Source organism: Sphingomonas sp. IBVSS2 (assembly GCF_002127225.1).
GTDB lineage: Bacteria > Pseudomonadota > Alphaproteobacteria > Sphingomonadales > Sphingomonadaceae > Sphingomonas.
In genome coordinates this window covers 252,185-279,006 of sequence record NZ_NFUR01000004.1, presented here as the reverse complement: position 1 = coordinate 279,006, position 26,822 = coordinate 252,185, and the positions used below count along the sequence as shown (strand labels likewise).

The 26,822-nt window shown below is 68.0% G+C and carries 19 protein-coding genes and 1 tRNA gene; 6 read left to right on the top strand and 14 right to left on the bottom strand.

What is annotated here, in order from left to right:
• Window positions 1–92 precede the first annotated feature (92 nt).
• Window positions 93–1,865 (top strand): fatty acyl-AMP ligase, encoded by a 1,773-nt coding sequence (locus tag CAP40_RS14975; protein ID WP_086130337.1) that lies wholly within the window; start codon window positions 93–95, stop codon window positions 1,863–1,865.
• A gap of 36 nt (window positions 1,866–1,901) precedes the next feature.
• Here CAP40_RS14975 and CAP40_RS14970 read toward each other — a convergent pair whose 3' ends face one another.
• Complete coding sequence (locus CAP40_RS14970) at window positions 1,902–2,471, bottom strand: TetR/AcrR family transcriptional regulator (RefSeq protein ID WP_086130336.1); 570 nt, start codon at window positions 2,469–2,471, stop codon at window positions 1,902–1,904.
• 44 nt (window positions 2,472–2,515) lie between these two features.
• Here CAP40_RS14970 and CAP40_RS14965 point away from each other — a divergent pair, with 44 nt between their 5' ends.
• Together CAP40_RS14965 and CAP40_RS14960 are read left to right on the top strand one after the other, a co-directional pair.
• Window positions 2,516–3,880: a carotenoid oxygenase family protein gene (locus CAP40_RS14965; protein ID WP_086130335.1), complete on the top strand. Its 1,365-nt coding sequence runs from the start codon at window positions 2,516–2,518 to the stop codon at window positions 3,878–3,880.
• 200 nt (window positions 3,881–4,080) lie between these two features.
• Window positions 4,081–6,444 carry a bifunctional diguanylate cyclase/phosphodiesterase gene (locus CAP40_RS14960; protein WP_086130334.1) on the top strand — a complete coding sequence of 788 codons (2,364 nt, stop codon included), beginning with the start codon at window positions 4,081–4,083 and terminating at the stop codon, window positions 6,442–6,444.
• A gap of 19 nt (window positions 6,445–6,463) precedes the next feature.
• Here CAP40_RS14960 and CAP40_RS14955 read toward each other — a convergent pair whose 3' ends face one another.
• The 4 genes from CAP40_RS14955 to CAP40_RS14940 form a co-directional block, all read right to left on the bottom strand.
• A complete protein-coding gene (locus tag CAP40_RS14955; RefSeq protein WP_086130450.1) occupies window positions 6,464–8,074 on the bottom strand; it encodes a M20/M25/M40 family metallo-hydrolase in 1,611 nt (536 codons plus the stop codon).
• 5 nt (window positions 8,075–8,079) lie between these two features.
• A complete protein-coding gene (locus CAP40_RS14950) occupies window positions 8,080–10,653 on the bottom strand; it encodes a TonB-dependent receptor (RefSeq protein WP_179188221.1) in 2,574 nt (857 codons plus the stop codon).
• A 133-nt stretch (window positions 10,654–10,786) separates the two neighbouring features.
• Window positions 10,787–11,821, bottom strand: coding sequence for a FecR family protein (locus tag CAP40_RS14945; protein ID WP_086130332.1), 1,035 nt, complete (start codon window positions 11,819–11,821; stop codon window positions 10,787–10,789).
• On the bottom strand, window positions 11,818–12,351 hold the full coding sequence (locus tag CAP40_RS14940) for an RNA polymerase sigma factor (RefSeq protein ID WP_086130331.1): 534 nt from the start codon (window positions 12,349–12,351) through the stop codon (window positions 11,818–11,820). The genes CAP40_RS14945 and CAP40_RS14940 overlap by 4 nt, the downstream gene beginning before the upstream one ends.
• Before the next feature lie 202 nt (window positions 12,352–12,553).
• Between CAP40_RS14940 and CAP40_RS14935 the strand changes: the two genes are divergently transcribed.
• Window positions 12,554–12,630, top strand: a tRNA-Trp gene (locus CAP40_RS14935).
• A 183-nt stretch (window positions 12,631–12,813) separates the two neighbouring features.
• On the opposite strand, the gene CAP40_RS14930 is transcribed toward CAP40_RS14935, so the two are convergent.
• Window positions 12,814–15,612 (bottom strand): TonB-dependent receptor, encoded by a 2,799-nt coding sequence (locus tag CAP40_RS14930; RefSeq protein ID WP_086130330.1) that lies wholly within the window; start codon window positions 15,610–15,612, stop codon window positions 12,814–12,816.
• Between the two features lie 277 nt (window positions 15,613–15,889).
• Between CAP40_RS14930 and CAP40_RS14925 the strand changes: the two genes are divergently transcribed.
• Both CAP40_RS14925 and CAP40_RS14920 read left to right on the top strand, forming a co-directional pair.
• Window positions 15,890–17,200 (top strand): MFS transporter, encoded by a 1,311-nt coding sequence (locus CAP40_RS14925; protein ID WP_086130329.1) that lies wholly within the window; start codon window positions 15,890–15,892, stop codon window positions 17,198–17,200.
• Window positions 17,197–19,029: a hypothetical protein gene (locus CAP40_RS14920; RefSeq protein ID WP_086130328.1), complete on the top strand. Its 1,833-nt coding sequence runs from the start codon at window positions 17,197–17,199 to the stop codon at window positions 19,027–19,029. The genes CAP40_RS14925 and CAP40_RS14920 overlap by 4 nt, the downstream gene beginning before the upstream one ends.
• Before the next feature lie 3 nt (window positions 19,030–19,032).
• Here the strand turns inward: CAP40_RS14920 and CAP40_RS14915 are convergent, their stop codons facing one another.
• The 8 genes from CAP40_RS14915 to CAP40_RS14880 all read right to left on the bottom strand — a co-directional run bounded on the left by CAP40_RS14915 (window position 19,033) and on the right by CAP40_RS14880 (window position 26,722).
• On the bottom strand, window positions 19,033–19,563 hold the full coding sequence (locus tag CAP40_RS14915; protein ID WP_086130327.1) for a dihydrofolate reductase family protein: 531 nt from the start codon (window positions 19,561–19,563) through the stop codon (window positions 19,033–19,035).
• 18 nt (window positions 19,564–19,581) lie between these two features.
• Window positions 19,582–19,761 (bottom strand): hypothetical protein, encoded by a 180-nt coding sequence (locus tag CAP40_RS14910; protein ID WP_086130326.1) that lies wholly within the window; start codon window positions 19,759–19,761, stop codon window positions 19,582–19,584.
• A gap of 51 nt (window positions 19,762–19,812) precedes the next feature.
• Window positions 19,813–21,360 carry a carboxylesterase/lipase family protein gene (locus CAP40_RS14905; protein ID WP_306298583.1) on the bottom strand — a complete coding sequence of 516 codons (1,548 nt, stop codon included), beginning with the start codon at window positions 21,358–21,360 and terminating at the stop codon, window positions 19,813–19,815.
• On the bottom strand, window positions 21,357–22,247 hold the full coding sequence (locus CAP40_RS14900) for a LysR substrate-binding domain-containing protein (protein WP_086130325.1): 891 nt from the start codon (window positions 22,245–22,247) through the stop codon (window positions 21,357–21,359). Before CAP40_RS14900 ends, CAP40_RS14905 begins: the two co-directional genes overlap by 4 nt.
• A gap of 32 nt (window positions 22,248–22,279) precedes the next feature.
• Window positions 22,280–23,194 (bottom strand): 5-dehydro-4-deoxyglucarate dehydratase, encoded by a 915-nt coding sequence (gene kdgD / locus CAP40_RS14895; protein ID WP_373384949.1) that lies wholly within the window; start codon window positions 23,192–23,194, stop codon window positions 22,280–22,282.
• 175 nt (window positions 23,195–23,369) lie between these two features.
• Entirely contained in the window at window positions 23,370–24,659 is a 1,290-nt protein-coding gene (locus CAP40_RS14890) for an LptF/LptG family permease (protein WP_179188219.1), read from the bottom strand.
• Window position 24,660: 1 nt separating this feature from the next.
• The gene (locus CAP40_RS14885; protein WP_086130448.1) at window positions 24,661–25,173 is read right to left on the bottom strand and encodes a DUF2141 domain-containing protein; all 513 of its coding nucleotides are present in this window, start codon (window positions 25,171–25,173) and stop codon (window positions 24,661–24,663) included.
• Between the two features lie 88 nt (window positions 25,174–25,261).
• A complete protein-coding gene (locus tag CAP40_RS14880) occupies window positions 25,262–26,722 on the bottom strand; it encodes a glycosyltransferase family 39 protein (protein ID WP_086130322.1) in 1,461 nt (486 codons plus the stop codon).
• Between the last annotated feature and the right edge of the window lie 100 nt (window positions 26,723–26,822).

Sequence of the window (26,822 nt, the reverse complement as noted above, 5' to 3'; positions counted from 1 at the left end):
ATTTTGAACGACAGTGCGTAGCAGAGGCTAGCCTCAAAAAATTCGTCGTGGGGGCACGACGTTGGCTACCACGCAGGGGCACGGAATAAAGAATGGTATTGGACGTTACGGGATCGCTCGAGGCAGAAAAGGAAGCGGGAACGCTCGCGCCTACGCCTACCGATGACAGCCTGCCGCGTCGCCTTGCGGATTTCGAAACGCTGGGCGAAGCGCTGGACTATGCCGCCAAGGGCAAGCGCGGGCTCAATTTCCACGATGCGCGCGGCAATCTCGTGCGCCCCTATCCCTTCGCGGAGCTGCGCGAGGATGCGTTGAAGCAGGCCTGGCGCCTGATCGCCGCGGGCGTGAAGCCCGAGGATCGCATCGCGCTGATCGCGGAGACGGGCGCCGAATTCGCCTCGCTGTTCTTCGGGGTGATCTATGCCGGCGCCTGGCCGGTGCCGCTGCCGCTGCCGACCAGCTTCGGCGGCGCCCAGTCCTATATCGACCAGCTCACCGTCCAGCTGCAGAGCTGCGACCCCTCGATGCTGCTCTTCCCGCCCGAGATCGGCGCGATGTGCGCCGAGGCCGCGCGCGGCCGGGGCGTGCCGGGCGTGGACTGGTCCGAGTTCGTCCAGCGCGACGCGGCGCCGACGCAGCTGCCCGAGGCGAAGACGACCGACATCGCCTATCTGCAATATTCGAGCGGCTCGACTCGCTTCCCGCACGGCGTGGTGATCACCCACCATGCCCTGCTCAACAACCTGGCGGCGCACAGCCATGGCATGAACGTGACCGATGGCGATCGCTGCGTCTCGTGGCTGCCCTGGTACCATGACATGGGCCTGGTCGGCTGCCTGCTCTCGGTCGTCGCCAACCAGGTCTCGACCGACTATCTCAAGACCGAGGATTTCGCCCGGCGCCCGCTCGCCTGGCTCGACCTGATCAGCCGCAACCAGGGCAACACGCTCAGCTATTCGCCGACCTTCGGCTACGACATCTGCGCCCGCCGCATGTCGAGCCAGACCAAGGCCAGCGACCGTTTCGACCTCAGCCGCTGGCGCGTCGCCGGCAACGGCGCCGACATGATCCGCCCGGACGTGATGCAGTCGTTCGTCGACGCCTTCGCCGATGCGGGCTTCAAGGCCAGTGCCTTCCTGCCGAGCTACGGCCTGGCGGAAGCCACCCTCGCCGTCTCGATCATGCCGCCGGGCGAAGGCATCATGGTCGAGCTGGTCGAGGAAACCCAGCTTTCCGGCGGCGAAGTCGCCCGCGGCGACCGACCGCAGCGCTTCCGCGCCATCGTCAATTGCGGCGTTCCCGCACGCGACATGACGATCGAGATCCGCGAGGAAGACGGCACGCCGCTTCCCGAAAAGGCGATCGGCAAGGTCTGGTGCAAGGGACCGAGCGTGATGGTCGGCTATTTCCGCGACCCCGAGGCGACCGACGCCTGCCTGAAGGACGGTTGGCTCGACACCGGCGACATGGGGTATATCAGCGAAGGCTATATCTACATCGTCGGCCGCGCCAAGGACATGATCATCATCAACGGCAAGAACCACTGGCCCCAGGACATCGAATGGGCCGTGGAGCAGCTGCCGGCGTTCAAGCAGGGCGACGTCGCCGCCTTCGCGATCACCACCCCGGGCGGCGAGGAGACGCCGGCGGTGCTGGTGCAGTGCCGCACCTCGGACGAGCAGGAGCGCTTGCGCCTGCGCGACGAGATCCGCGAGCGCGTCCGCTCGGTGACCGGCATGAACTGCGTGATCGAACTCGTCCCGCCGCGCACCCTGCCGCGCACCAGCTCGGGCAAGCTCAGCCGCGCCAAGGCCCGCAACCTCTATCTCAACGGCGAGATCAAGCCCTACGCGCTCGCCGCGTAAGGCCTGGCGATTCCCCTCCCCCTCGGGGAGGGGAGCTCACCAACGCCCGCCGACCACCCGATCGATGATCGCGTCGTCCGCCGGGATCTGCCGGTCGAGCATCAGCATCGCCAGCCCATGCGCGCAGGACCAGGCGTGGATGGCGATCACTTCCGCGTCGCCGCCGTGCTCGGCGGCCGCGGCGCGGGCGTTTTCCCTCAGGAAAGCCATCGCGCTGTCTTCGTGCGCCAGCGCCGAGGAATCCATGTCGGGATTGGCGAAGATCAGCCGGAACAGGGCCGGATTGGCCAGCGCGAACCGGACATAGGCGGCACCGGTCGCCGCAAAGCCCGCCTTGCCGCCGCCCGCGCGGTCGGCCGCTTCGTGCTGCGCCTCCGACAGGCGCCGGAGCCCCTCGCCCGCCAGCGCGGTCATCAGCGCCTTCTTGTCCGGGAAATGCCGGTAGAGCGCCGTCGCGCTCACCCCCACGGTCCGGGCGATCTCGCGCAGGCCAAGATCGTCGGCGGTGCGTGTCTCCAGCAATTTCAGCCCGGCCTCGAGCGCCGCCGTACGCAGGTCGCCATGATGATAGGCCTTGCCGCCCTCGGATGTTGACACTGTTATCATTTGCCCGCTATGTAAACAGCGTCAACATAGTCCCGGAGGCGACAATGGCAAGCGCGATCGAACTGGACCAAGCGACCGATCACCCCTTCCTCACCGGTATCCACGCGCCGATGCGCGCGGAACTGACCCTTACCGAGCTTCCGGTCACCGGCACGATCCCGCCGGCGCTGAACGGCCAATATATGCGCATCGGCCCCAATCCGGTGAACCCGGACCCCAAGGGCTATCACTGGTTCGTCGGCGACGGCATGGTCCATGGCCTGGCGATCCGGGACGGGAAGGCGCAATGGTATCGCAACCGCTGGATCCGCTCGACTCCGGCCGCCGCCGCATTGGGCGAGCCCCCTGCCCCCGGGCCGCGCCACGGCCGCTTCGACACGGTGAACACCAATGTCGTCGAGATCGCCGGCGAAATCCTGGCGCTGGTCGAGGCCGGCAGCACGCCGGTCGCCCTGTCACGCGATATGGAGCGCCAGGCCTATTCCGATTTCGGCGGCACGCTGGCAGGCACCTTCACCGCCCATCCCCACCGCGATCCGCTGACCGGCGAACAGCATGCGATCACCTATGCCGCCATGGTGCCCGATACCGTGCACCATGTCGTGATCTCGGCCGAGGGCATGGTGGTGCGCGAGGAGCCGATCGCGGTGGAGCACGGCCCCTCGATCCATGACTGCGCCTTCACCGCGCGCTACGCGGTGGTGATGGACCTGCCGGTGACCTTCTCGCTGGCGGAAGCGATGCAAGGAACCCGCTTCCCCTATCGCTGGAACCCCGAGCATCGTGCCCGGATCGGCCTGCTCCCCCGCGACGGGCGGGGCGAGGACATTATCTGGATCGAGATCGATCCCTGCTACATCTTCCATGTCGCCAACGCCCATGACCTGCCCGATGGCCGGGTGGTGCTCGACGCCGTGACCTATGACACGATGTTCGCCGGCGCGCCGGGCGGCCCCGACCAGAGCCCGCGCGGGCTCGAGCGGTTCGTGCTCGATCCCGCGACGCGCACCGCCGAGCGGCGCATCCTCGATTCCGCGCCGCAGGAATTCCCCCGCCCCGACGAGCGGCGCTTCGGCCAGCCCTATCGCTATGCCTATACGATGGCGCTGCCCGGGAACGGCTTCGCGATCGCCGGGACGCAGCTCTACAAGCATGATCTGGAGGCCGGCACGCGCCAGGTCCATGATTTCGGCCCGGGCCGGCATCCGGGCGAGTTCGTCTTCGTTCCCGCCGCGCCCGATTCGGCCGAGGACGCGGGCTGGCTGATCGGCCTGGTGGTCGACCTGCCGCACGAGACGACCGACCTGGTGATCCTCGACGCGCGCGACTTCGCGGGCGCGCCGGTGGCCAGCATCCGCCTGCCGCACCGGGTGCCGCCGGGCTTTCATGGCAACTGGATCGCGGGGTGATGCACTGCCCTCCCCTCCCTGGAAGGGAGGGGCCGGGGGTGGGTAAGGTCCGGGCGATACTGCTGGCCGAGTACCAATCGCGACGTAACGCGGCCATCCACCCACCCCCAAGCCCCTCCCTTCCAGGGAGGGGAGCCATATTCGTCTTTTCCCTTCCCGGCCTAACCACTCGCTAACCAGCGCCGGGCTACACCTTCCGGGTGAACAGCCAGACGACCTCGCAATTCGCCCGGCCGCGCATCGATGCGCGTGCGCTTCTGGGCCTGTACGACCCGGCGGACACCACCGACTGGGGGCCGATCCGTGCCGCCCAGCTCCATGCCGGCAGCCAGCTGGCCCTGTTCATGCTCGCCGCCAACGTGATCGGCGCCTCGCTCGTCACGATCATCCTCGCCCCGCTGGTGCCGCTGTGGCAGCTGGCAAGCTGGGGCGCGATCGTCGCCGCCGCCGGCACCGCGGTCGCCTTCCGGCGCCTCGCCAGGCGCCATCGCACCGCCGTCACCGCCACGCTGGGCGATGTGCGCGACACGGTGCTCGACGGCGTGGCATTGGGCGCGGTCTGGTCGATCCCGCCCCTCGCCTTCGGCCATCTGGTGGATGCCAGCGCCGCGCTCGGCCTGTGGATCGTCGTGTCGCTGCTGATGACCGCCAGCGCCGTCGCCATGGCCGCGCTGCCGCTCGCCACCATCACCTTCGTCGCGATCGTCGGCACCGCGCTGGTGGTGACGCTGTCGCTGATCGCCTCGCCGATGCTCGCCGCCGCTTCCGCGCTGTTCACCGTGCTGCTCGTCATGGCCACTTTCGCGCGCGGCAAGGCGCTGGTCGTAATCCGCGCCGGCGAAATGGCGATCGCCGAGCGCGACGAGACGCTGAGCCTGCTCCTGCGCGAGAACGAGCGCGAAGGCGAGGCGGACTGGCTGTGGGAGATCGACGCGCAGCGCCGCGTCGCCCGCGCCAATCCGCGCTTCTCCAAGTCGCTGGGCGTCGATCCCAAGGCGATCAACGGCATGCCCTTCCTCCAGGTGCTCGCCGGGCCGACCTGGGAGGACGGCAATTTCGCCGCCGGCCTGCGCGACCTGGCCGAGAAGCTGAAGACGCGCGATCCCTTCCACGACCTGCTGCTGCCGGTCTTCGTCAATGGCGAGGAGCGCTGGTGGGAGATGTCCGCCAGCCCGCGCTATGACGAGGGCGGCACCTTCATCGGCTTCCGCGGCGTCGGCTCGGACGTGACCGAGGCGCGCGCCTCGGCCGACCAGATCAGCAAGATGGCGCGGTTCGACACGCTCACCGGCCTGCCCAACCGGCTGCTGCTCAACGAGACGCTGGCCCGCGCGATGGCCGAGGCGGAGAAATGGGGCTCGCGCTGCGCCTTCATGATGATCGACCTCGATCGCTTCAAGGCAGTGAACGACACGCTGGGCCACCCGGTGGGCGACCGGCTGCTGATGCGCGTCTCCGAGCGGCTCAAGCAACTGATGAGCGAGAACGAGATGGTCGGGCGGCTCGGTGGCGACGAGTTCGCCGTGGTGGTGCGCGACGCGACCGACACTGCGGGCATCGAGCGGCTGGCCCAGGCCATCATCGACACGGTCTCGCGCCCCTATGAGATCGACCAGAACACGCTGTTCATCGGCGCCTCGGTCGGCCTTGCCGTGGGGCCGCGCGACGGGCGCACCGCCGAGATGCTGATCCGCTCGGCCGACCTGGCGCTCTATCGCTCCAAGGATACCGGCGGCGGCGCCTTCCATTGCTACGAGCCGCAGTTGCACATGGCCGCCGAGGAGCGCCGCGTGCTCGAGATCGCACTGCGCAGCGCGGTCGAGAATGGCGAGATGGACCTCAACTACCAGCCGGTGGTGCTGGCGGACACCGGCTCGCTGGCCGGCTTCGAGGCGCTGCTGCGCTGGACCCACCCGGAATTCGGCGTGGTCTCGCCCGCCAAGTTCGTGCCGCTGGCCGAGGATGCCCGGCTGATCCCGCAGATCGGCGAATGGGTGCTGCGCACCGCCTGCAAGGAAGCCGCGCGCTGGGATTCGGAAGTGCGCGTGGCAGTGAATGTCAGCCCCGAGCAGCTCCACTCGCCGAGCTTCGCCACCATGGTGGCCCAGGCGCTCGCCCAGTCCGGCCTGCCGCCCGAGCGGCTCGAGCTGGAAGTGACCGAGAGCGTGTTCATGCGCGAGGGGACCCAGGCGATCCATGTGCTCGAAAAGGTGCTCGAGCTGGGCGTGCGCCTGAGCCTCGACGATTTCGGGACGGGCTATTCCTCGCTCGGCTATCTGGCGCATACCCGGTTCAGCTCGATCAAGATCGACCGCAGCTTCGTCCAGGGCGCGTCCAAGGGTACCAAGGAAGCGATCGCGATCATCCGTGCGGTGGTGGCGCTGGCGGACAGCCTGGGCATGGCGACCACGGCCGAGGGCGTGGAAACCGAAGAGGAGCACCGGATGGTGCAGCAGCTCGGCTGCACCAAGGTACAGGGCTATTATTTCGGCCGTCCGCTCCCCGTGCAGGAAGCACGCGCGCTCGCCACCCGCCCGCGGGGCGGCGCCAGCGCCGCCGCCTGAGACGGCGGCGCCCCGGCGATCACTTCGCCGGCCCGCTCCGCCGCGGCTCGGTCGGCAGCGGGCGTCGCGGGAAGGGCTTGTCCGCATTCGCCGCGTTCCACAGGAAGCTCGCCAGGATGATCGAGGCCTGGCGCATGTCGTCGGCGTCGAGATGGTCGAACGTGTCCATCGAAGTATGGTGCATGCGGCCATAGTCGTTCCAGTCCTGGATGAACTGGAAGCCCGGCACGCCGACCATCTGCATATATTCGTTGTCCGGCCCGGTATTGTCCGACGCGGCGACCGTGGTCGCGCCCATCGACGCGAAGGGCGCGAGCCATGCCTGGAAGATCGGCACGGCCGCCAGGTTGCGATAGGCATAGACGCCGCGGATCCTGCCCGAGCCGTTGTCGAGATTGAAATAGACCGACATATCGCCCCAGGTCGGTCGTTTCACGATCGGCCAGCTCATCGAGCGGAGCCAGAAACGGCCACCCACGCCCACCTTGGGCTCGGCCGGCGGCACGCGCTGGGCGAGGTATCGCTCGACAAAGGCCGAGCTGCCGATCATCCCCTGTTCCTCGGCGCCCCATAGCGCGAAACGGATGGTGCGGCGCGGGCGCGGCATCTTCGACAGGATGCGCGCGGCTTCCATCACCATCGCCACGCCCGCGCCATTGTCCGCCGCGCCGTCCGCCGCCGCCGCGCTGTCGAGATGCGCCCCCGCCATCACATAGGCGGCCTTCGGGTCGCTGCCGGGGATCTCGGCGAAGATGTTGTAGGCCTGCTGGTCGCTGTCGTCATAATGGACCACGCTTTCGATCGCGAGCGTCGGCGCATGCCCGGCATCGACGAAGCGGACGAGACGGCGATAATCCTCCGCCGCGATCTCCACGGCGGGCAGCGGCGCTTCGTCGCCCGGGGCGAAGCGATACCCGTCGCCCATCACCAGCTTGCCGTCCCGGTTGGTGATCCGCGCATAGGCGAGCGCGCCCTCGGCCTTCAGGAAATCCTCCATCTGGCGCGGGAAGAAATAGGATTTCTCCAGCCTGGCCAGGCCGTCGGACGTGAATTTGGGCGGCTCGTAGACGGCCAGCCTGGCGAATTCCTCGGCAGTGACGGGCGAAGCGGCCGGCGGCGTCCGCACCTCGTCCGTGGTCGAGACCAGGACGATCCTGCCGGCCAGCTTGCCCTTCCACCGGGCGAAATCGGCCCGGCTCGTCATCGGCGCGAAGACGATCGGGGCAGTGATCACGCCGTTCGTCCCCGGCGTCCAGCTGATCGGGACGGCGGTGAGCGCGAGCGGTCGCGGCGCGATCATCCGCACGCTGGACCGTTCCATCCACCAGCCGCGCCCGAAGGGGAAGCCCTCCTTGTGCACATTGGCGAGGCCCCAGCCACGGAACCTCTCCTGCGTCCAGGCCTCTGCCTTGCGCGCACCCGGCGAATTGGTGAGGCGGCTGCCGATCTCGTCGCTCAGATAGCGCACGATCTCCATCACTTCGCCGCGCCGCTGGCTCTCGTCGACGATGCGATCGGTCATGTCGAGGTCCACGGCCTGGCCGCGAACGACGAGCGGCGAGACGCCGAGCGCCAGCGCAAGCACGGCAGCGCCGCCGCGCGGGAGGATGCGGTTCGATCGGTTCTTCATGTCGCTCACCATGCCTTGCGCAGCGAGACGCTGACGAAGCGGCCCAGCGGCGAATAGTTGGTCGAATCATAGTTGACGGTGGTCTCGTCGAACGAGGCGAGATAGGGCGGCCGCGCGTCCGTGAGATTGTTCACGTACAAGCCGATCTCGAAGCCCTTCAGCGGCCCATGGGCCGCCGGCGCCTTCCACAACAGCGACAGGTCGAGCGTGGTCATGTCGCCCCGCTGCACCGGCGGCGCCACGTTCAGATCGGTGATGGGGCCGGTATAGTTGGCGAACAGCGCCGCCGTGAACGCGCCGAAATGCCCGGTGGCGCCGCCGCGCCCGCGGAAGCGCGGCGGGTTGAAGTTGACGCCGGCGAGCTGGGTGAGCGGCGCGCTCGTGGTGTTTCGCTGATTGCTGCGCAGCCAGCTCGCCTGGCCCGAAAGCGTCACGTCGCCGCTCGAGATCGGAATCCGATAGCTGCCGACGAGATCGACGCCCCTGATCCGCTGGCGCGCGGCATTGACGAGCTGGTTGCGGATGATCGCCACCACCTTGGCCGGGTCGTAGGGCGTGCCGGTATAGTTGCCCAGGCCCCTGCTATCCCGGGCGATCAGCGCGGCCTGCTGGGCCGGGGTCGGGGCATAATCGATGAATTCCTGCAGCGCCGGATTGTCCAGCACCTTGAGCGTGGCGTTGCTGGCCGGCTGGACCACCCGATCGGTATAGTCGATGTCGAAATACGTCGCCGACAGCTTCAGGCCCGGCACCGCCCGGGGATGCAGGTCGAGCGTCGTCGACAGGGTGCGCGCGCGCTCCGGCTTCAGGTCGCGATTGCCGCCCGAGGTGAACAGGACCGTCGATCCGGCGGGATAATGGCCCCCGTAATAGAATGCCGGCTGGAGCCCGACCCTGAACAGCTGGAACGCATTGCGCAGCGTCGGTGCCTTGAACGAACGCCCCCAGGAGAGCTTGAGGTCGAGATCGGGCGCCGGCGCATAGACCAGGCCGAGCTTGGGCGTGGTGACGCCGTCGAAGCGATCATATTCCTCGTGCCGCAGGGCGGCCGAAAAGGTCAGCTGATGCAGAAAGGCCGAGGCATTGGCCGCGGAGACCAGCGGCACCGAAAGCTCGCCGAAGCCATAGTAATTGCCGCGCCCGTCGCCGGTGGGCACGGCGGAAGTGGCGGAATAGACCTTGAGATGATTGTAGCGATAGCCCGCGCCCACGGCGAGCCGCACGTCGCCGCCGGGAATCGCGAACAGCCGGCCATCCAGGTCCAGCTCGCCGCCATAGGCATAATTGTCGTAGATGCTGCTGCCACCATCGTTATAGCCGGTCACCTTGTCGATATAGTCGTCGAAACGGCGCGTCTTGTTGGCGCCGTACGACGCGCTGAGCGAGGCCTTCCAATCCCCGGGCAGGCGCCAGGTCAGCGTCGGCGAGATCGCATAATTCTCGTTGCTGAAGCGGGTCGTCGCGGCGAAAGCCACCGTCGAATATTCGGCGCCGTCGCTGTGGCGCCAGCTGTACAGGCCGTCGATACTGAAGGTCAGGCGATCGGTGATGTCCTGGTGTGCGGTGACGAGTCCGCTGAAATGCTTGTGCGCGTCGAGCAGCGTGTTGGGACCGATGACGTAGCGGGTATAGTCGCGCTGGTCCGATCGCACGGCGTTCTGCCGGTCATATTGCAGGGCGATCAGCGCGCCGCCGCTGCCCCAGCGGCCGCCGCCGACCACGCCATATTCCTGGAGGAATCCACCGCCGTCGGTGGAGGTGCCGAAGCGAAGCGAGGTGCTCACGCCCTCGAAGTCGCGCCGCAGGATGATGTTGGCGACTCCGCCGACGGCATCCGACCCATAGAGCGCGGAAGCGCCGTCGGGCATGACCTGGAGCTCCGCCACGGCATCGAGCGGTATCGCCGAGACGTCGACCGCCTGCGCGGTGCCGTCATAGGGAAGCCGGCGGCCGTTCAGCAGGGTGAGCGTCGCGTCCGGGCCGAGGCCGCGCAGGTTCAGCGCGGAGGAGCCGGACGCATTGGTGTTGGCAGCCGTGCCGGCCTGAAACCGCGCACCCGGGTTCTGCCCGCCATTATAGTTGCTGGGGATGTTGCGGATCACTTCGCCCAGGTCGCGCTGCCCGGCCTCCCGCATCTCGCGCTGGTCGATCCGGAGGACCGGCGAGGCGATAGGAGCCCCGGCGATGTGGGTGCCGGTGACGACGATCTCCTGCTCGGCCATCACGGCTTTCTCGAGATCCGGTTCGGCATCCTGCGCGGCGGCGGCGCTTGCCGTCGCGGCGACGACGATGAACACGCCGCGCGCGCTGCGGGAAACGCTCAGCCCCGATCCGCGGATCAGTGTCGCGATCGCCGCGTCGGCCGTGTAGGAGCCGCGCAGCGCATTGCTCCGCTTGCCGCGCACGACTTCGCCGCGGAACACGATCTGCTCGTGCGTCACGCCCGCCACGGTCTTGAGGGCGGCCTCCATGTCCTGTGCGGGAACGTCGAGCCTATAGCTGGCCTGTGCCTGTGCCGATGCCGGTGGAAGACAGATCGCAGCCACCGTCACGGCAGCCCCAATGCGAAGCAACGCCATCGATCCCCTCATCCCTGTTCCCCTGTATCGCTCCTCGTTCGCCGGGAGCTTCCGGGAAGAAAGACGCACGAGGTGCGATATCGCGAAATACCCCGGGGCCCGACTGGCCGCCCCTTCCTTCCGGGGCGCGGCGCTAGCGCCCGGGAGCGCGCAGGATCACGGTCTCGCCGCGACGGAGCTTCCGCAATCCGTAGAGCGTGACGACGCCATCGATGAAAGCCTCGGTATCGCCGGCGTTGAACGTGCCGCTTACCGGCAGCGCGGCGGTGACGGGGTCCTCGATCGCGAGGCTGGCGCCGGAATAGCGGTTGACCCGCTCCACTGCGACCCCCAGCGGCTCGTCCGAGAAGACGAGCTGCCCCTGCTCCCAGGCGGAACTGCGTGCCGTGTCCACCGTCTCGAGCCGCGCTGCCGCCGAAGCGCCGGTCGGCACGATCAGCGCGGTGCTCGGGGCGAGCATCCGGTCCGCCGGCGTCCGGCCATCGCCTTGCAGCACGACGTGCCGCGGCGCCTGATCGGCGGGCCCATCCTCGAGCACCGAGACCGAGCCCTGGTAAAGCACCACCCGCATCTCGGCCCGGAACAGCTCGACGCTGAACGCGGTTCCCGTCGCCACCACCATCCGGTCGCCGGCCGCAACCATGAAGGGCCGCCGCGGATCCTTGGCGACTTCGAACCGCGCCCGCCCGGCAAGCAGGCGCAGCGCACGGCGCTCGCCGTCATAGCGCACCTCGACGGCGCTCGCCGCGTCGAGGGAGAGCCGCGAGCCGTCGTCCAGCATGACCACGCGGCGCTCGCCGATCCCGGTCCGGAAGGTTTCGCCGCGCGGATAGAGATAGAAGGTGGCGACGATCAGCAGGAGGCAGGCGGCGAGCGCCCCAAGCGCGTGGCGCAGTTCCGGCCGCCAGCCGCGCGGCGAGTGCCGATCGGCCTGGCTGAGCGCCTGCAGCGCATCCGCGCGGGCCGCGACCAGTTCGGGGGCCTCCGCGGCCGCGCCCGCCATGCGCCAGGCCCGCTCGATGCTCGCAAGCGCCGCGCGATTGGCCGGATGCGCCTCCAGCCACAATTCGAGCTCGAGTTCCTCCTCCAGGTCGATCGGCCCTTCGTGGAACCGCATCAACCATGCCGCCGCCTGTTCGCGGGCCGCTTCGAGATCGCCGCCGCTCACCGGAACGCCTCCATGGAGGTAGCCAGCGCCTCCAGCGCGCGCTGGACATGGATCTCGACCATGCGAACCGACAGGCCAAAGCTCTCCGCGATCGTGCGCTTGTCGATATGCTCGATGCGATACAGCGTGAAAATCCTTCGCGTCTTCTCGGGCAGCTCGGCGATCGTGCGTGCGACGAGGTCGAGATTCTCCCGTCCTTCGGCAACGCGATGGGGATCGAGCGGATCGATGCCCAGAAAATCCTCGATCGCCCGGGCTTCCCGATAGCTGGTGCGCACGCGTTCGCGCCGCCCCTTGTCGCGCAGCAGGTTCGCCGCGATCCGGAAGACATAGGCATCCGCCATCGGGGCCTCGCGCTTCGGATCGCGCACGATGCGGAAGAAGACGTCCTGGGTCAGGTCCTCGGCTTCGGGCAGGGTTTGGACGCGCCGGGCGAAGAACGCGACCAGCGCCCGGCGCAAACGCCGGTCGTTCTCCGTCAGCTCCTGTCGCACGGCCTTGTTCAACGGCGTCACACCCTCCGACAGCATAACGCGCGGCGTTGCGGAATCCGAAACGGGAAATCGCGGCACTTCGGGAAATCGAAGCGCGAGCAGCGCCCTCCCCGCTCGCGCGCCGCCGCGGCGGCAGCGGGTCAGTCATAGAATTATTCTATATATTACAGCATTTTAATCCAAATCGAACAGCACCCTTGCCCCGGCCGATCCGCCGCGCTACACGCGCTCTCCGCACAGGGGCGTAGCTCAGCTGGTTAGAGCGTCGGTCTCCAAAACCGAAGGCCCTCGGTTCGAATCCGAGCGCCCCTGCCACTTCCGATCCGCCAAGCAATGTTCGTTCATCCCGGCGATGTGCGGGAAGCGCTCGAAGCTCCGGATGCCGACAGCGCGCTCGGTGCATCGACTGGACGCCAGCCGTCTCCATCAAAAAAGGGGCCAGCCAGGCGAACTGGCTGACCCCGATCCGGGAAGCGGAGGGAAGCTGGCCCGGAAGCGTCAGAAGGCCAGCCGCGCACCCAGGACGAACTGACGGCCGCTATGCGTGAGCACGTTGAGGCGATTGGTCGCGTCGACGAACTGGTCGTTCAGTGCGTCGGTAAGGTTGATCATCTCCAGGCTGACCTTGAACTTGTCGGTGATGTTGTACGAGACCTGCGCATCGATGTTGGTCGTCGCGTTGGTGCCGTTGTACGAATTGCCTTCCGTGCCCGGCACGGCGGTCAGATATTTGGAGCGATAGGCGACCGAACCGCGGATCGAGAATTTCCTGGTCTCGAAATAGAGCGTGCCGTTGGCGGCGTGCCTGGACAGGCCGAGCAGCGGCGCCTTCACCGTGGTCGAGCCGTTGGCCGAAGTCAGATATTCGATGTCCGAGCTGACATAGGTGTAGTTGGCCAGCACGCCGAAGTTGCTGAGGAAGCCCGGCAGGAAGCTGAAGGGCTGCTGCACATTGACTTCGAAGCCGCGCAGCAGGCCGCCCTTCGAATTGACCGGCTGGCTGACGATGAAGGCGTCGGTGGGGCTCGCGGTGGTGCCGTTGAGCAGCGAGGCGGGCAGGCCGAGGTCGCTGAACGGCACCGTGGTGCTCAGCGTCTGGACGAAGGTGCCGATATCCTTCTGGAACACCGACACGGCATAGATCGCGCCGCGCGTCGGATACCATTCGATCGAGGCGTCGAGATTGGTCGACTTGGTCGGCTTCAGGTCCGGGTTGCCCGAGCTGAAGGTGCGATTGCCGCCCGAGACGTTGAGGTTGCCGCCCGGGGTCAGCGAGCCGATGCCGGCGCGGGCGATCGTCTTGGCGGCGGCGAAGCGCACCATCAGATTGTCGCGCACATCGACGACGAGATTGGCGGACGGCAGCCAGTTCGCATAGCTGCGGTCCGCACCCACCAGGTTCACCGTGCTGCCCTGGCTGGCATAGCCGGTGGAGAATTGGTCGGTCTTCACATAGCGAAGGCCGGCGTCGCCGCGGATCGGGATGCCCGCATTGGCGAAGTTGAACTCCGCCATGCCCCAGGCGCCCAGATCTTCCTCGCGCACGGTGACGAACGAGCCGCGCGCGGTGGCGTTCTCGACTCCGCCGATGGCATAGGTCGGGTTGCTGTAGGTATTGAGATAGGCCTGGAAGGCCGCGAGATCCGGCACCACCCAGGAGGTGGGCGTGCCCGCGGGGACGTTCAGCCCGCGGCCGAAGCCCGAGAAGACCGTGGTCAGCGGGGCGAGCTGGGCCGCAGTGAGCGTGGTCACCACCGTCTCGCCCTGCAGGCGGCGCTGCTCGGTGGAGCTATAGTCGAACCGGCGCCAGTCGACACCCGCCTTGAGCTTCAGCTCGGGCGAAGTCGTCCATTCGAGGAAGCCCTTGGCGTTGGTGAAGCTGTTGTCGACGGTCTGCGGCCGGATGCGGACTTCCGAAGTGCCGTTGGTGAAGGCGAAGTTCGCCGCGCTGCTCACGTCCACGCCCGGCCGGATCGTGGGGAACCGCGTCGAGAAATCATAATAGAAGCCGTTGGTGTTCGCGGCGTCGATCGTCACGGTGGTCTGGATCGGGTTGCGGAACTGCGAGCTGGAATAGCCTACCACCGCGCCGAACTTCAGCGACTCGCCGATCTTCTGGTCGAGCGTGCCGGTGAGCTGGTAGAAATCGGTGACCAGCTTGTCGTAGCGCGCCTGGGTGCGCAGATCCACATTATCGAACGTGCCGCTGATGATGTTGCGATCGGCGTCGACAATGCCCGAACGGATGATCGTCTGCGGCTTGCCGGTGCCCGAGCGGCTGAAGCTGATCGCCTGGAACTGCGCTTCCTGGCGAGTGCCGTCGAGCCGCGAATAGAGGCCGTCGATCGAGACCAGCGTCTTCTCGGTCGGCTGGAACTGCACCCCCAGCGCCGCGCCCAGGCGCTTCTGCTCGATCGCATAGCTCACCAGGCCCGGGATGCGCGGGTGATAGAGCGCGGTAGCGGGATTGGCGTCGTTGATCTGGGCGATCGTCTTCCCGGCGATCGTCGAGGCGGCGTTGAACCCGCCGTTGAACCCGCCATAGGTCCAGCGCGTGATGTTCGCGCCCTCCTCGACCAGGGCGCGCTCCTCATAGGCGACCGAGAGCAGCACGCCGAAGCGCCCGTCCGCGGTGCTGGTGGTGAGCAGGGTCGAGACGCGTGGCTTGGCCTTGCGGGCAAGGTCGTTGTAGCTCGCCGCCGCCTGCACCACGGCGGTCGGCTTGCGATAGTCGAACGGGCGCGCGGTCTGGAGATCGACCGTGCCGCCGAGCGAGCCCTCCTCGACGTCCGCCGTGGCCGTCTTGCGCACCGCCAGGCTGTTGAACAGGTCCGACGAGAAGATGTTGAAGTCGAAGCCGCGACCGCGGTTCACGCCGCCCGAATTGTCGGTGCCGCCGGTGGTGCCGATCGCTTCCATGCCGTTGATGCGCACGCGGCTATATTCCGGGCCCAGGCCGCGGATGGAGATGTTGCGCCCTTCGCCGTTGACACGGCTGATGGCGACGCCCGGGATGCGCTGGAGCGATTCCGCGAGGTTGAGATCGGGGAACTCCGCGATGTCCTCGGCCTTGATCGCGTCGATCGTCGCGGTCTCGTTGCGCTTCAGGTTGAGCGCGCTGTTGAGGCTGGCGCGAAATCCCTTCACCACGATCTCGTTGCCCGCGCCTTCATCCTGGGCGGGCACCGACGCAGCCGAGCCGGCGGCGGCATCCTGCGCACGCGCATCGGCGGCCGCGAGGACGGCGGCCGCGCCGGACAAAGCGAGGACGGATTTCAGGATTCGGGTGCGGGACATCGCCTTCAGTCTCCCCATGAGATGCCGCTTCTTTGGCGAGCGGACTTGATTGCAGGCTGGTTAGCCGTGAAGGCGCGCGACAGGCCAACCTCAATCGAACATGGATCGATGCGCTTCTTGCACCGATCCGCCGAGCTTCGCGGCAAGGCGGCCATGATCAAGCCAAGCCGGGACTGGATCATTCCCGTTTTTGGCTTGGACCCGTCCCCTGCCGCCCGGTAGGCCTGCAACGCCGTCAACGCGCAGGCAACAAGCGCGCAGCGCGAAGGAGAGAGACTTGACCGAGGGCAGCCGGCCCACGCGCGTGCGCCATGCGATCATCGCACTGATCTTCCTGATCACCAGCGTGAACTATGCCGATCGCGCAACCTTCTCGATCGCGGGCAATGCGGCGGCGGGCGAACTGGGGCTCACCCCCGTGCAGACCGGCTATATCCTCTCGGCCTTCGCCTGGGCCTATGCGCTCTCGCAGATCCCGGGCGGGCTGCTGCTCGACAGGTTCGGCACCAAGCGCGTCTATGCCGCCGCGATCGCGCTCTGGTCGATCTTCACTGCCAGCCAGGGCCTTGCGGGGCTGATGCCGATCCTTTCCGCCACCGCGATGCTGTTCGCGCTGCGCTTCCTGGTCGGCCTGGCCGAGGCGCCGTCCTTCCCGGGCAACGCCCGGCTGGTCGCCGCCTGGTTCCCCGCCGCGGAACGCGGCACCGCCTCGGCGATCTTCAACTCGGCGCAATATTTCTCGATCGTCGCCTTCGTGCCGCTGATGGGCTGGCTGGCGCACAGTTTCGGCTGGCGCTCGGTGTTCTGGACGATGGGCGGGCTGGGCCTGCTCGCCACCCTCGCCTTTCTCCGCTTCATCCACAGCCCGGCCCGGCACCCCGCGATCAACCGGGCCGAGCTCGATCATATCGAGGCCGGCGGCGGGCTGATCCACATGGAGGACCAGGCCGGCGCCTCGGCCGCGTTCGATTGGGCCAATATCGGCAAGCTGATCGCCAACCGGATGATGCTGGGCATCTATCTGGGCCAATATTGCATCAACGTGCTCACCTATTTCTTCGTCACCTGGTTCCCGATCTACCTGGTGAAGGAGCGCGGGCTGAACATCATGCAGGCGGGCTTCGCCGCCGCGGCCCCCGCCCTGTTCGGCTTTGTCGGCGGACTGGCGGGCGGCTATATCTCCGATCGCATCCTGAAGCGCACCGGCTCGCTCGACTGGGCGCGCAAGGCGCCGCTCACTATCGGCATGCTGCTCGCCACGGCGATCATCGCCTGTGTGTGGGTGAAGGAAGAATGGCTGGTCGTCACGCTGATGTCCGTCGCCTTTTTCGGCAAGGGCGTCGCCTCGCTCGGCTGGGCGGTGATGGCGGATGTTGCGCCGAAGAAGCTCGCCGGTCTTTCGGGTGGCGTGTTCAACATGTTCGGCAATATCGCCGGCATCGTCACGCCGATCGTGGTGGGCTATATCGTCGCGGGCACCGGTTCCTTCGATCTCGCGCTGGTCTTTGTCGGGGCGCACTGCCTGCTGACGATCTTCGCCTTCCTCGTCATCGCCGGCCCGATCCGCCGGGTGGAGATCGCCGCATGACCGTCGACCGCCGCCAGTTCCTGCTCGGCAGCGCCGCCGGTGCGGTTGCCCTGCCCGCTGCCGCCCATGCCGCGCCGGCCCGGCTGGTCGCGAAGACGCGGATGGCGCCGCCCGACTGGGCGGTGATGCAGCGCCGGCTGCTCGCCCGCAACGCCGCCGCCTGCGAGGCCTTCTACGCCAAATATGTCGACGCGCGCGGCTGGCTGAAGGTGTTCGCGCGCTGGGGCGCCAATGACGGGCCCGACGACGCGGCCGAGGCGACCAACGACTGGCTGGTGCTGCACGCGCTCGGCGGATCGGACAAGATCCTGACGCTCGCCCGGCGCTTCTGGGAAGGGCATCTGAAGCAATATGCCGCCGCCCGGACGATGGACGTGCCGATCGCGCGGCAGGGCATGTATCATCGGGAATTCCCGGTCCAGATGGACTGGCAGCACAACAGCGAGGGGCTCACCAGCTTCAACGTGATGGGGCTCTCGATCCCCCGCGACCGCACGCTGCTGGCGCGCACGATGCGCTATGCCGATTTCTATACCGGCCGCGACCCGACGGTGCGGAACTACGATCCCGGGCGCCGGATCATCCGCAGCGTGATGAACGGCAGCCGCGGCCCGATGCTGCGCCAGGCGACGCCGCTCGACTGGGCGGGCGACCCGTTCGAGGCGGGCGAGCGCTTCCACATGGAGCATGGCGAGACGACCTATCAGCAGACGCTCGACCATTATGCCGAATATGGCGACGTGGTCGGCGACAATCCGCTCAACCTGCAGGCGACCACCCTCGGCCTCAACGCCTATGCGCTGGGCGGCGGCGAGCGCTATCGCCGCTGGGCGCTCGACTATCTCGACGCCTGGGTGGAACGGGCCAAGGCGAACAACGATATTTTGCCTAGTCATATTGGGTTGGACGGCAGCGTGGGCGCCAAATGGTGGCACGGCGTCTATGGCTGGGGCTTCTCGCCGATCGTGCCGCAGACCGGCAAGCGCGAGGATCGCAACCGCGTGCCCCGCTCGATCACGGCTTTCTTCAACGGCACGGTGCTGACCGGCGACCTCTCCTATGTGGAATTGTGGCGCCGCCAGAACGCGCGGATCAACGAGGCGGGCCGCCAGCGTGACGGCAAGTTCGAGGCGCCGACCATGTACGGCGCCCAGGGCTGGTATGGCTGGAAGCCCGGCCCCTATCGCAGCAACGGCTTCGAGATCTGGTATTTCACCCAGGACCCGAAGGACCGCGCGGCGGCCGGCGAGCATCCCTGGATATCGTTCCTCGAGGGCCGGAACCCCGGCTATCCGATCGCGGCGATGCAGGCGGATCTCGAGCGGATCGCCGCGCGCGAAAAGGCCCAGACGAACGACCCGACCACGCCCGATACGCGCCTCGCCGACTGGCCGCTGGACATCACGCCAGCGAGCATCACCAGCCTGATCCAGCTGATGACCGGCGGGCTGCACATCGCCCGCCCGCCCTGGTCGCCCACTTCGCCCAACCAGGGCGGCGTGCCGCTCCATTGCCGGCTGCGCTATTTCGACGTGGAGAAGCGCCGCGCCGGCGTGCCCCAGGATGTAGCGGCGCTGGTCCATGCGCTGGGGGATGCCTCGGCGGAGGTCACGCTGGTCAATCTCGGCAAGGCCCCCCGTACCCTGGTCGTGCAGGGCGGCGCCTGGGCCGAGCACCGGATCGAGAGCGTGACGCTCGACGGCGTCGAAATCCCGATCGGCCGGCCGGACTTCACGCTGCGGCTCGAGCCGGGCTGCGGCGCGCGGCTCAGGCTGGCGATGCGGCGCTTCGCCAACCGGCCGACACTGGCGTTTCCGTGGAGCCGGTGAGCGCTAGGCCGGAACATAGGTGAGCCGGATCACCTGCTCGCCGATGCGCTCGCTCGCCACCAGCCTAAGCGGCGGCCGGGGACCGGCGAAATAGGGCTTGCCGCCACCCAGCACGCCGGGATGCAGGTACATCCGATATTCGTCGACAAGGCCGAGCTGGGTGAGCGCATGCGCCAGTTCCGGGCCGGAGACTTCGATCACGCCTTCCTGCCGTGCCTTCAGTTCGCGCACCGCCGCTTCGAGATCCTCGCCGAGCAGCGTGGCATTGGGGCCGACGGACTCCAGGGTGCGCGACGCCACCCATTTCGGCATGTTCCGCCAGGCGGCGGCATAGTCGCGCCGGGGAGCATCCCATTCCGGATGCTCGTCGTCCCAATAGCGCATCACTTCGTACATGCGCCGCCCATAGATGCTGCCGGCCAGGCCTCGCACATCGTCGATGAAATGGCGGAAGAGCGCGGGATCGGGCGCGAACGCCAGATGATCGACATAGCCGTCGAGCGACTGGTTCAACGCGTAGACCAGCTTCGCCATGCGCGACCTCCCTGCCGATCAGCTATCTTCGCGCCTGACACGCGTGATCGTGAATGCCGCGCCCATGCAACCCAGAACGATCACCGCCGCCATCCACCGATAGGGGTCGGGGTTGACGGACGTCAGAGCGAAATTGAAAAGCACATACGCCATCGCGCCGGCCAACAGACAAAGGAGCGATTTGATCATCCCGCGCATGGGCCAAGCCTAGCCGCACATAATTGCAGGTTCAATCCTCGGTCCCGAAGGCTAGCCGCCCGGCTTGATGTAAGGCGCGACCGACCAGAGCAGCCGCTCCTCTCGCCGGGGATCATCCACCACCCGGGTATCGCTGTCGAATAGCATCGTGGCCCGGCTGCCGAGATCGAAGCGCGGCCAGGCGGGCACGCTCGCGCAGTTCGGATCGCCGGTGCGGGCAAAGGCGATGAAGGCGTCCGCCATCCGTCCGGCCAGCCGCCGCGCCTCGGGCCCGTCGCCGGTGCGGGCCCCCTTCGCACCGGTATTGTCGAACACCAACGGGATATCGAGCGTGTGGAAAGCGCCGAGCACGCCCCCCGCCTCGGGCGCAGGGAAATCGAGCTGGTACATCCAGGTCGGCGCCCCGATCCGCGCGCGTTCCTCCGCCTGGATCAGGTGGCCGGGCCAGGAGCGTCCCGCCGTGCTCGCCGCCAGCAGGATCTGGCCGGGAGTCTTCGCCGGATAGATCTCCCGATAGCGCCTCACCACCCAATCGGGCGCGACATCCTTGGTGACCTGGGCCGCGACCCGCTCGGCCAGATTGTCCCAGCTCGTGTCGCCACGCCTGAGGATGTCGCCGATCCAGAGGCCGGTCTCGTCCCGCGTGTTGCCGACGATCAACGGGATATGCGCCGCCTCGCGCGGAGCGTCGGGAACGAAGGGATGGCGCGGCAGCACGCCGTGATCGAGCGTCGAGACGAAGCTGATCTCGCCCTTTCCCTCCAGCGGATCGGTCATCCCCATCGCCTCGACCAGCCGCTCGACGGGCAGCGCCGCGAGTGCGGCGACATCGACTGCGCCGGCCCTGGCCATCCAGGCCCTGGCGCGGGCCGTGGCATGCATCGGGCCCGCGGCGGTGACGTGCTGGCCGCTCATCGTCGCGGCGCGGTGGAAGAGCGGGCGCGCCTCGGGCATCGCCATCAGGGTCACCACCTTGGCGCCGCCGCCCGACTGGCCGAAGATCGTCACGCGCGAGGGGTCGCCGCCGAAGCCGGGGATGTTGTCGCGCACCCATTGCAGCGCCAGCACGATGTCGAGATTGCCGACATTGCCCGATTCCGCCGGCCCGCCGAGCTGGGCGAGATAGGCATAGCCGAGCGCCGCCAGCCGGTGGTTGAGCGTCACCACCACCATATCGCCGCGGCGGACGAGGCGGCCGCCATCATAGAGCGGGTCGGAACCCGAGCCGTGCGCGTGCGCGCCGCCATGGAGGTAGACCATCACCGGGCGCTTCCCGGCATCGAGCGCGGGGGTCCAGATGTTGAGGAACAGGCAATCCTCGCCGGTCGGCTCGTCCGCCCTGGTCTGCGGCGCGGCGCGGCCATAGCGCGTGGCATCGGCGATGCCCTGCCATGGCTGTGGCGGGAGCGCGCGGCGGAAGCGGCGGGCATGGGTATCCGCGCCGTAGCGAACGCCCTTGAAGACGAGCACGCCCTGTTCGCGCACGCCCCGCACCCGGCCATGGCGAGTGGTCGCGATCGGATCGCCGGGCGCCCTGGCCAGCGCCGCGCCGGCGGGGAGCAGCATCGCGCCGCCGATCACTGCGCGCCGGTCGATCACGCGCTCGCCGTCTGCGCGCAGAGCTGCCGCATCGGCTCGAGCGCGGGATTGGCGTTGTCGCGGCGCCAGGCCATGTGGAGTTCGACGGGGTTCTCCGGCTCGGTCCGCAGCGCGCGGAACTGCACGTCCATCAGGTGCAGGCCCGATGCCGATTGCGGCACCAGCGCCGCCGCGAGACCGGCATGGACCAGGCCGAGCATCGAATGGATCTGGGTGACGTGCTGCACATGGAGCGGCGAGACGCCGGCATCGTCGAACAGCCGCACCAGCATGTCGTGGAAATAGCCCGCGCCCTGCCGGGCATACATGATCAGCGGCTCGTTATCGAAATCGGCCAGTTCGAAGGCGGGACGGGACTGGCGCGGATCGCCGGGCGGCAGCGCCACCACCAGCGGCTCGCGCAGCACGCACAGCGTGTCGAACTCGTGCCTGTCGACCGGCGGGCGGACGAAACCGATATCGATCAGTCCGGTAAGCAGCGCATCGACCTGGTCGCCGCTCACCATCTCGTGGAGATCGAGATCGATATTGGGCAGGCTGGCGCGCGCATTGGCGACGATATGCGGGACCAGCCCATAGCCGGAGACGGCGGTGAAGCCGATCGCGACCTTGCCGGCATCGCCCTGCGCGACGCGCCGGGCCGAGAGCGACGCGCTTTCGGCGAGCCGCACGATGCGCCGGGCCTCGATCAGGAAGACCTGGCCGGCCGGGGTGAGGCTCACCTGGCGGCTGGTCCGCTCGAGCAGCAGGACGCCCAGGATCCGCTCGAGCAGCTGGATCTGCCGGCTGAGCGGCGACTGGGTCATGTTCAGCCGCTGCGCGGCGCGGCCGAAATGGAGTTCCTCGGCCGCGGCGACGAAGCAGCGGAGCTGGCTGAGCTCGAACATGCCCGGGGTCTATCGCACCTCCGTGCGCCCTGTCACGCCGCGTGGGCGACGGACTTGGCGGAGACGCCCTCGACCAGCGCGCGCAGCGCGTCATGCTCGGCGACGGTGAGATCGGTGAGCGGAGTGCGCACCGGCCCGGCGTCGCGCCCGACCACGCGCATGCCCGCCTTGACGATCGACACCGCATAGCCGCGGCCGCGGTTCCGCAGCGCGATATAGGGCAGCACGAACGCCTTGAGCCGCGCGATCACCTCGTCCTGCCGGCCGGCGCGGACGGCGCGATAGAAGTCCAGCGCCCATTCCGGCATGAAGTTGAAGATCGCCGAGGAATAGGTGGTCACGCCCATGGTGAGATAGGGCGTGGCATAGGTCTCGGCCGTCGGGAGGCCGCCGATATAGGTGAGCCGATCCCCCATCCGCGCGAAGATGCGCGTCATCAGCTCGATATCGCCCACTCCGTCCTTGAAGCCGACCAGGTTCGGATTGCGCTCGCACAGGCCGGCCAGCGTCTCGTCGTTCACCACCGCATTGTCGCGATTGTAGACGATCACGCCCAGGCCGGTGGCGCGGCACACCGCCTCGATATGCGCAGCCAGGCCTTCCTGGCTCGACCCCACCAGATAGGGCGGCAGCAGCAACAGGCCGTCCGCGCCCGCCTTTTCCGCACCCCGGGCGATCTCGGTGGCGATGGCGGTGCCATAGCCGCAACCGGAAATCACCGGCAGCCTGCCCGCCGCCTCGGCCACTGCCGCGGCGACGACGGTGACCACTTCGGCGGGCGTGAGCGAGAAGAATTCGCCGGTGCCGCCCGCGGCGAACAGGCCCGACAGTTCGTGCGACAGCATCCATGCGCAATGCTCGCGATAGGCATGCTCGGCAAAGGCGCCGTCGGCATCGAAATGCGTGACCGGAAAGGACAGGAGGCCGCCGCCAAGGCTGCGCGCCATTTCAACCGGATTCCAGCTCGTCACGATCGTCTCCTGGTCGCCGCCCGTCGTTCGGGGGGTCTTGGTTCGATCGCTAGCTATTGGGTCCGCGACATGCCGTCCAAACCAAAGCCGCGATGGATCGATGCAAGACTTGGCTCGATCCATCGCCGGCCGGAGCCGGCCCGGCATCCCTTCACCGCGCGGCGACCCTGGGTGCCGGCGTGTCCGAAGCGGAAAGTTCCGGATCGGGCGCGACGCTGGCGCGGGCGGCCGAACGGCGGGCGTTGACGGAGATGGGAACGACCTCCGCGACGACGACGGGGGAGGTCGCGCGGCGGCCCAAGCGCTTGCGGCGCAGCCGCCGCAGCGGTGCCGCCGCACGCTCGATGAGCGCATCCACGATCCCCTCGCCCCTGGTTTGCTCGAGATGGATCAGCCCGGCGGCGGCAGCTATCCACAGGCCCAGGCTCAGTGCCTCGGCCAAGAGGATATGCGCGGCGCAATTGGCTTCGATCCATGCCGCCAGCTTCAGATGCAGCACGACCAGCACGATCGAGACGAGGATTCCGACCGCGCTTTCCTTGCGCCGGGGCGGTTTGCCGAGCGGAACCGCGAACCAGGGAATGAGCAGGCAGAACAGCACGCTGTCCACCCGCATCACCAGCGAAGTCAGCGCATATTGGCGCTCCGCGGGCGTTCCGTTGCGCGCCTTCTCCAGCAGGGCCGGGCCCGAAAGCAGGTCGAACCGGTGCATCGCGTCGTTGTCGGCCATGCCGCTTGCGGGCGGCTGGCCGGAAAAATCCATCCGATTGAAGCGCACCGCGCGAACCTGGCCTGCCTCCGCACCGATCACGCCGACACCGTCGCGAAGCCGCAGTCGCACGCCGCCGCTCGGCGAGAAGCCGATATCGGCACGCGGCGCGCTGAAACTGTCCTGGCCGCGGCGCACGACGACGTCTTCGAGATGGCGCTCGCCGCCCTTCCCAATTCCGCCGACGAAGATCGTGGTCGAAGCATCGAGCTCGATCGGCTGGCCGACCGGCAGGGGCAGGCCATGCTCCCCGGCCTGCAGTTCGCGGTAGATGCCGTCGAGCGCCCGTTCGCCGGCGGGCCGCAGCGCGAACCCGATCGCGAGCTGTGCGCCCGCGACGAGCACGGCGAAGGCGAGCGGAACCGCCATGATGCGCAGGCGGCTCATGCCCGCGGCGGCGGCGATCTGCCACTCGCCACGCAGGATCATCTGCCGCACCGCCATCGCCGAGGCCAGCATCAGTGCAACGGGCACCGCGGCGTTCAGATGCTCGGGGACCTGCGCGACGCTGAACCGGACCAGCAGCGCCATCGCGTCGCTGCTCTTCTCCACTTCCGCGAGCAGGCGGCGCAGGTTTTCCAGGGCCAGGATCGCCGGGATGATCGAAACGATCACGGCGAACCGGACCGCGATCTTCGCGCCCCAGTATCGATCGAAGATGCCGCCGATCACGTCAGCTACGGGGCGAAAAGCCGAAGCCGCGCAGATATTGCATCTGAACGCTCACGGTCGTGATCCCGGCGCCGGCGACCACCCTGGCCTGCTCGACGGACGGCTTGCTGCGCACCAATGCCCGGTTCGCGGGTATGCCGGCACCGTCGCTCCAGAACGAGAATTTGTCGCGCCCTATGCGGTTGTGCCGGAGCAGCACCGCATAGGTTCCCGGCTGCGGGACGCGCACGCAGATCGCCACATCGCCCGCGGCGGGCAACCGCGAACGGGTGCGGCGGAAGACCTTTCCCTCGGCGACCAGATCGGTGTCGGAGCGCAGATAATCGGTGTCGTTCGCCGGATAGAGTTCGAGCCAGAGCTCGCCGCTGCGATCCTTCAGGCCCTGGACATTGACCTGGATGGCCGGTCCGCGGCCGTTGCGGCAAGACTCCGAATCTTCGCCGATCTGCGCGCTCGCCGCCGGCGCCAGGGCGATCGCGGCCCAGGCAAACGCCCAGGCAATACCAATCCGCATGCAGAGCATTCCCCGCCATCCCCCATGATGTTTCGGGGGTCAGACGACGCGGCGCGGGGCGACTCTCACTTCCGCCCGCGAAAAATCCTCATCGGCGTGGCGGCAAGCCGCGGCGGACATAGACGAGGAGACGCTCGTCCTCGCGCGGCTGCGATAGCGCGAGCACATAATCGCGCCGCAACGCCGCATCGATCACGGCCTTGCTATCCTCGTTCCAGGGCGAGAGCGGCGCATCGAGCGTGACGATCACCGGCGGCCGCCCGGCGAGGATCCGCCGGACCTCGGCCGCCTCGTCGGTTCCGGTCGCGCCCTGCTCGGCGGCATAGGCCAGGGTGGAGGGAAAGGCATATCGCGTGGGAACACAGGCGTGCGCGAGGACATACAGCGCCGAATCCCCGGCGAAGACATAGGGGCAGCCGGCACGCGAATGCGCCTCGATCTCTCGCGCCGCAGCGTAGATGCCCACGCGATAGTCGCGCTCGGTCGATAGATGGAAAGCGACCAGCGCGAGTGCGGCGACGGCCATGAAGCCCTGCACGAGCCGCGACGCGCCCAGCGCAAGACCGGCGATCATCGCCAGCGGCGCGAGCAGCGGCAACGCATAGTGATCGAAGAACGCGCCGATCATCGCAAAGGCGATCAGCGCGGCCGCCAGCCAGGCGACGCAGACCGCCAGTTCCTCGCGCCGGTCCGAGAAGCGGCGGGCGAGGATGGCGGCCAGGAGGAAGGGCGAAAGCTGCGCCGCCGTTCCCGCGAGCCGCGCGGCGATCTTGCTGGCGGGATAGCCTTTGCGCAGGGCGATCGAGGCGAAATTGGAGAACCAGAAAGTGTCGAACGCCGCCGGGCCCAGCGCCTCGAAATAGAGGATCGCGGCCAGTGTCGGCGCGATCCCGAGCGCGCCCCACAGGATGCCGGCGCCGAGGACGAGGGCAACCCGGGCACCGGCCCGGTGCAGATACCAGAGATGGACGAGCCCGAAGAACGCCCCCTCCACCAGCGGCGTATATTTGATCTGGATGGCGAGGCCGGCGAGCAGGCATGCGACGGCACCGCTGACGATTATCGCGCCGACTTCCCGGCGCCGTGCCCGCTCGGGCAGGCACAGGGCCAGATATCCGCCCGCCGCCATCAGCAGATTGTAATAGACCGGCGTCTGGCCGCCGCGCCCACTCAGGAAGGACAGCCACAGCACATAGGCACAGGCGGCAAGCAGTGCGCCGAGCGGACGCGCACCCAGGCGCCGCGCACCGAGCGCCACGAGCAAGCCGGTCAACGCCGCGCACAGGGTAGCGACCAGCTGATAGGCAAGCACGCCGTCGCCAGGCAGCAGCCGCATGCCGGCGAACAGGAGGAACAGCCCGACCGGCTTGCGGTCCCATATGTCGAGATAGGGTAGCGCCCCATGCAGCATCCGGTCGCCGACGAGCAGATAATATTGCTCGTCGACATGGATCGCCGGATTGCCGAAGTCGCGCCAGCGCACCGCCACCGCGAACATCAGCAGAATCAGGAACCACGCCGCGTTACGGCGCGCCTGCACCCTCGTCATCCCCCTCGCCTTTCCCGGTTCGACCCCGCCGGATCCTATGAGGTTCGGCCTGCCTCGTCATGGAAACTATTTTCCGGAGGCCATGTGGGGATCGCCTCTC

Coding starts and splice junctions, on each gene's coding strand:
- CAP40_RS14940 (WP_086130331.1), bottom strand. CDS start 12,351: ATGCTGTCGGAGGGTGTGACGCCGTTGAACAAGGCCGTGCGACAGGAG.
- CAP40_RS14900 (WP_086130325.1), bottom strand. CDS start 22,247: ATGTTCGAGCTCAGCCAGCTCCGCTGCTTCGTCGCCGCGGCCGAGGAA.
- CAP40_RS14915 (WP_086130327.1), bottom strand. CDS start 19,563: ATGGCGAAGCTGGTCTACGCGTTGAACCAGTCGCTCGACGGCTATGTC.
- CAP40_RS14950 (WP_179188221.1), bottom strand. CDS start 10,653: ATGGCGTTGCTTCGCATTGGGGCTGCCGTGACGGTGGCTGCGATCTGT.
- CAP40_RS14930 (WP_086130330.1), bottom strand. CDS start 15,612: ATGTCCCGCACCCGAATCCTGAAATCCGTCCTCGCTTTGTCCGGCGCG.
- CAP40_RS14920 (WP_086130328.1), top strand. CDS start 17,197: ATGACCGTCGACCGCCGCCAGTTCCTGCTCGGCAGCGCCGCCGGTGCG.
- CAP40_RS14955 (WP_086130450.1), bottom strand. CDS start 8,074: ATGAAGAACCGATCGAACCGCATCCTCCCGCGCGGCGGCGCTGCCGTG.
- CAP40_RS14885 (WP_086130448.1), bottom strand. CDS start 25,173: ATGCGGATTGGTATTGCCTGGGCGTTTGCCTGGGCCGCGATCGCCCTG.
- CAP40_RS14880 (WP_086130322.1), bottom strand. CDS start 26,722: ATGACGAGGGTGCAGGCGCGCCGTAACGCGGCGTGGTTCCTGATTCTG.
- CAP40_RS14910 (WP_086130326.1), bottom strand. CDS start 19,761: ATGCGCGGGATGATCAAATCGCTCCTTTGTCTGTTGGCCGGCGCGATG.
- CAP40_RS14970 (WP_086130336.1), bottom strand. CDS start 2,471: ATGATAACAGTGTCAACATCCGAGGGCGGCAAGGCCTATCATCATGGC.
- kdgD (WP_373384949.1), bottom strand. CDS start 23,194: ATGGCGCGCAGCCTTGGCGGCGGCCTCCTGTCCTTTCCGGTCACGCAT.
- CAP40_RS14965 (WP_086130335.1), top strand. CDS start 2,516: ATGGCAAGCGCGATCGAACTGGACCAAGCGACCGATCACCCCTTCCTC.
- CAP40_RS14975 (WP_086130337.1), top strand. CDS start 93: ATGGTATTGGACGTTACGGGATCGCTCGAGGCAGAAAAGGAAGCGGGA.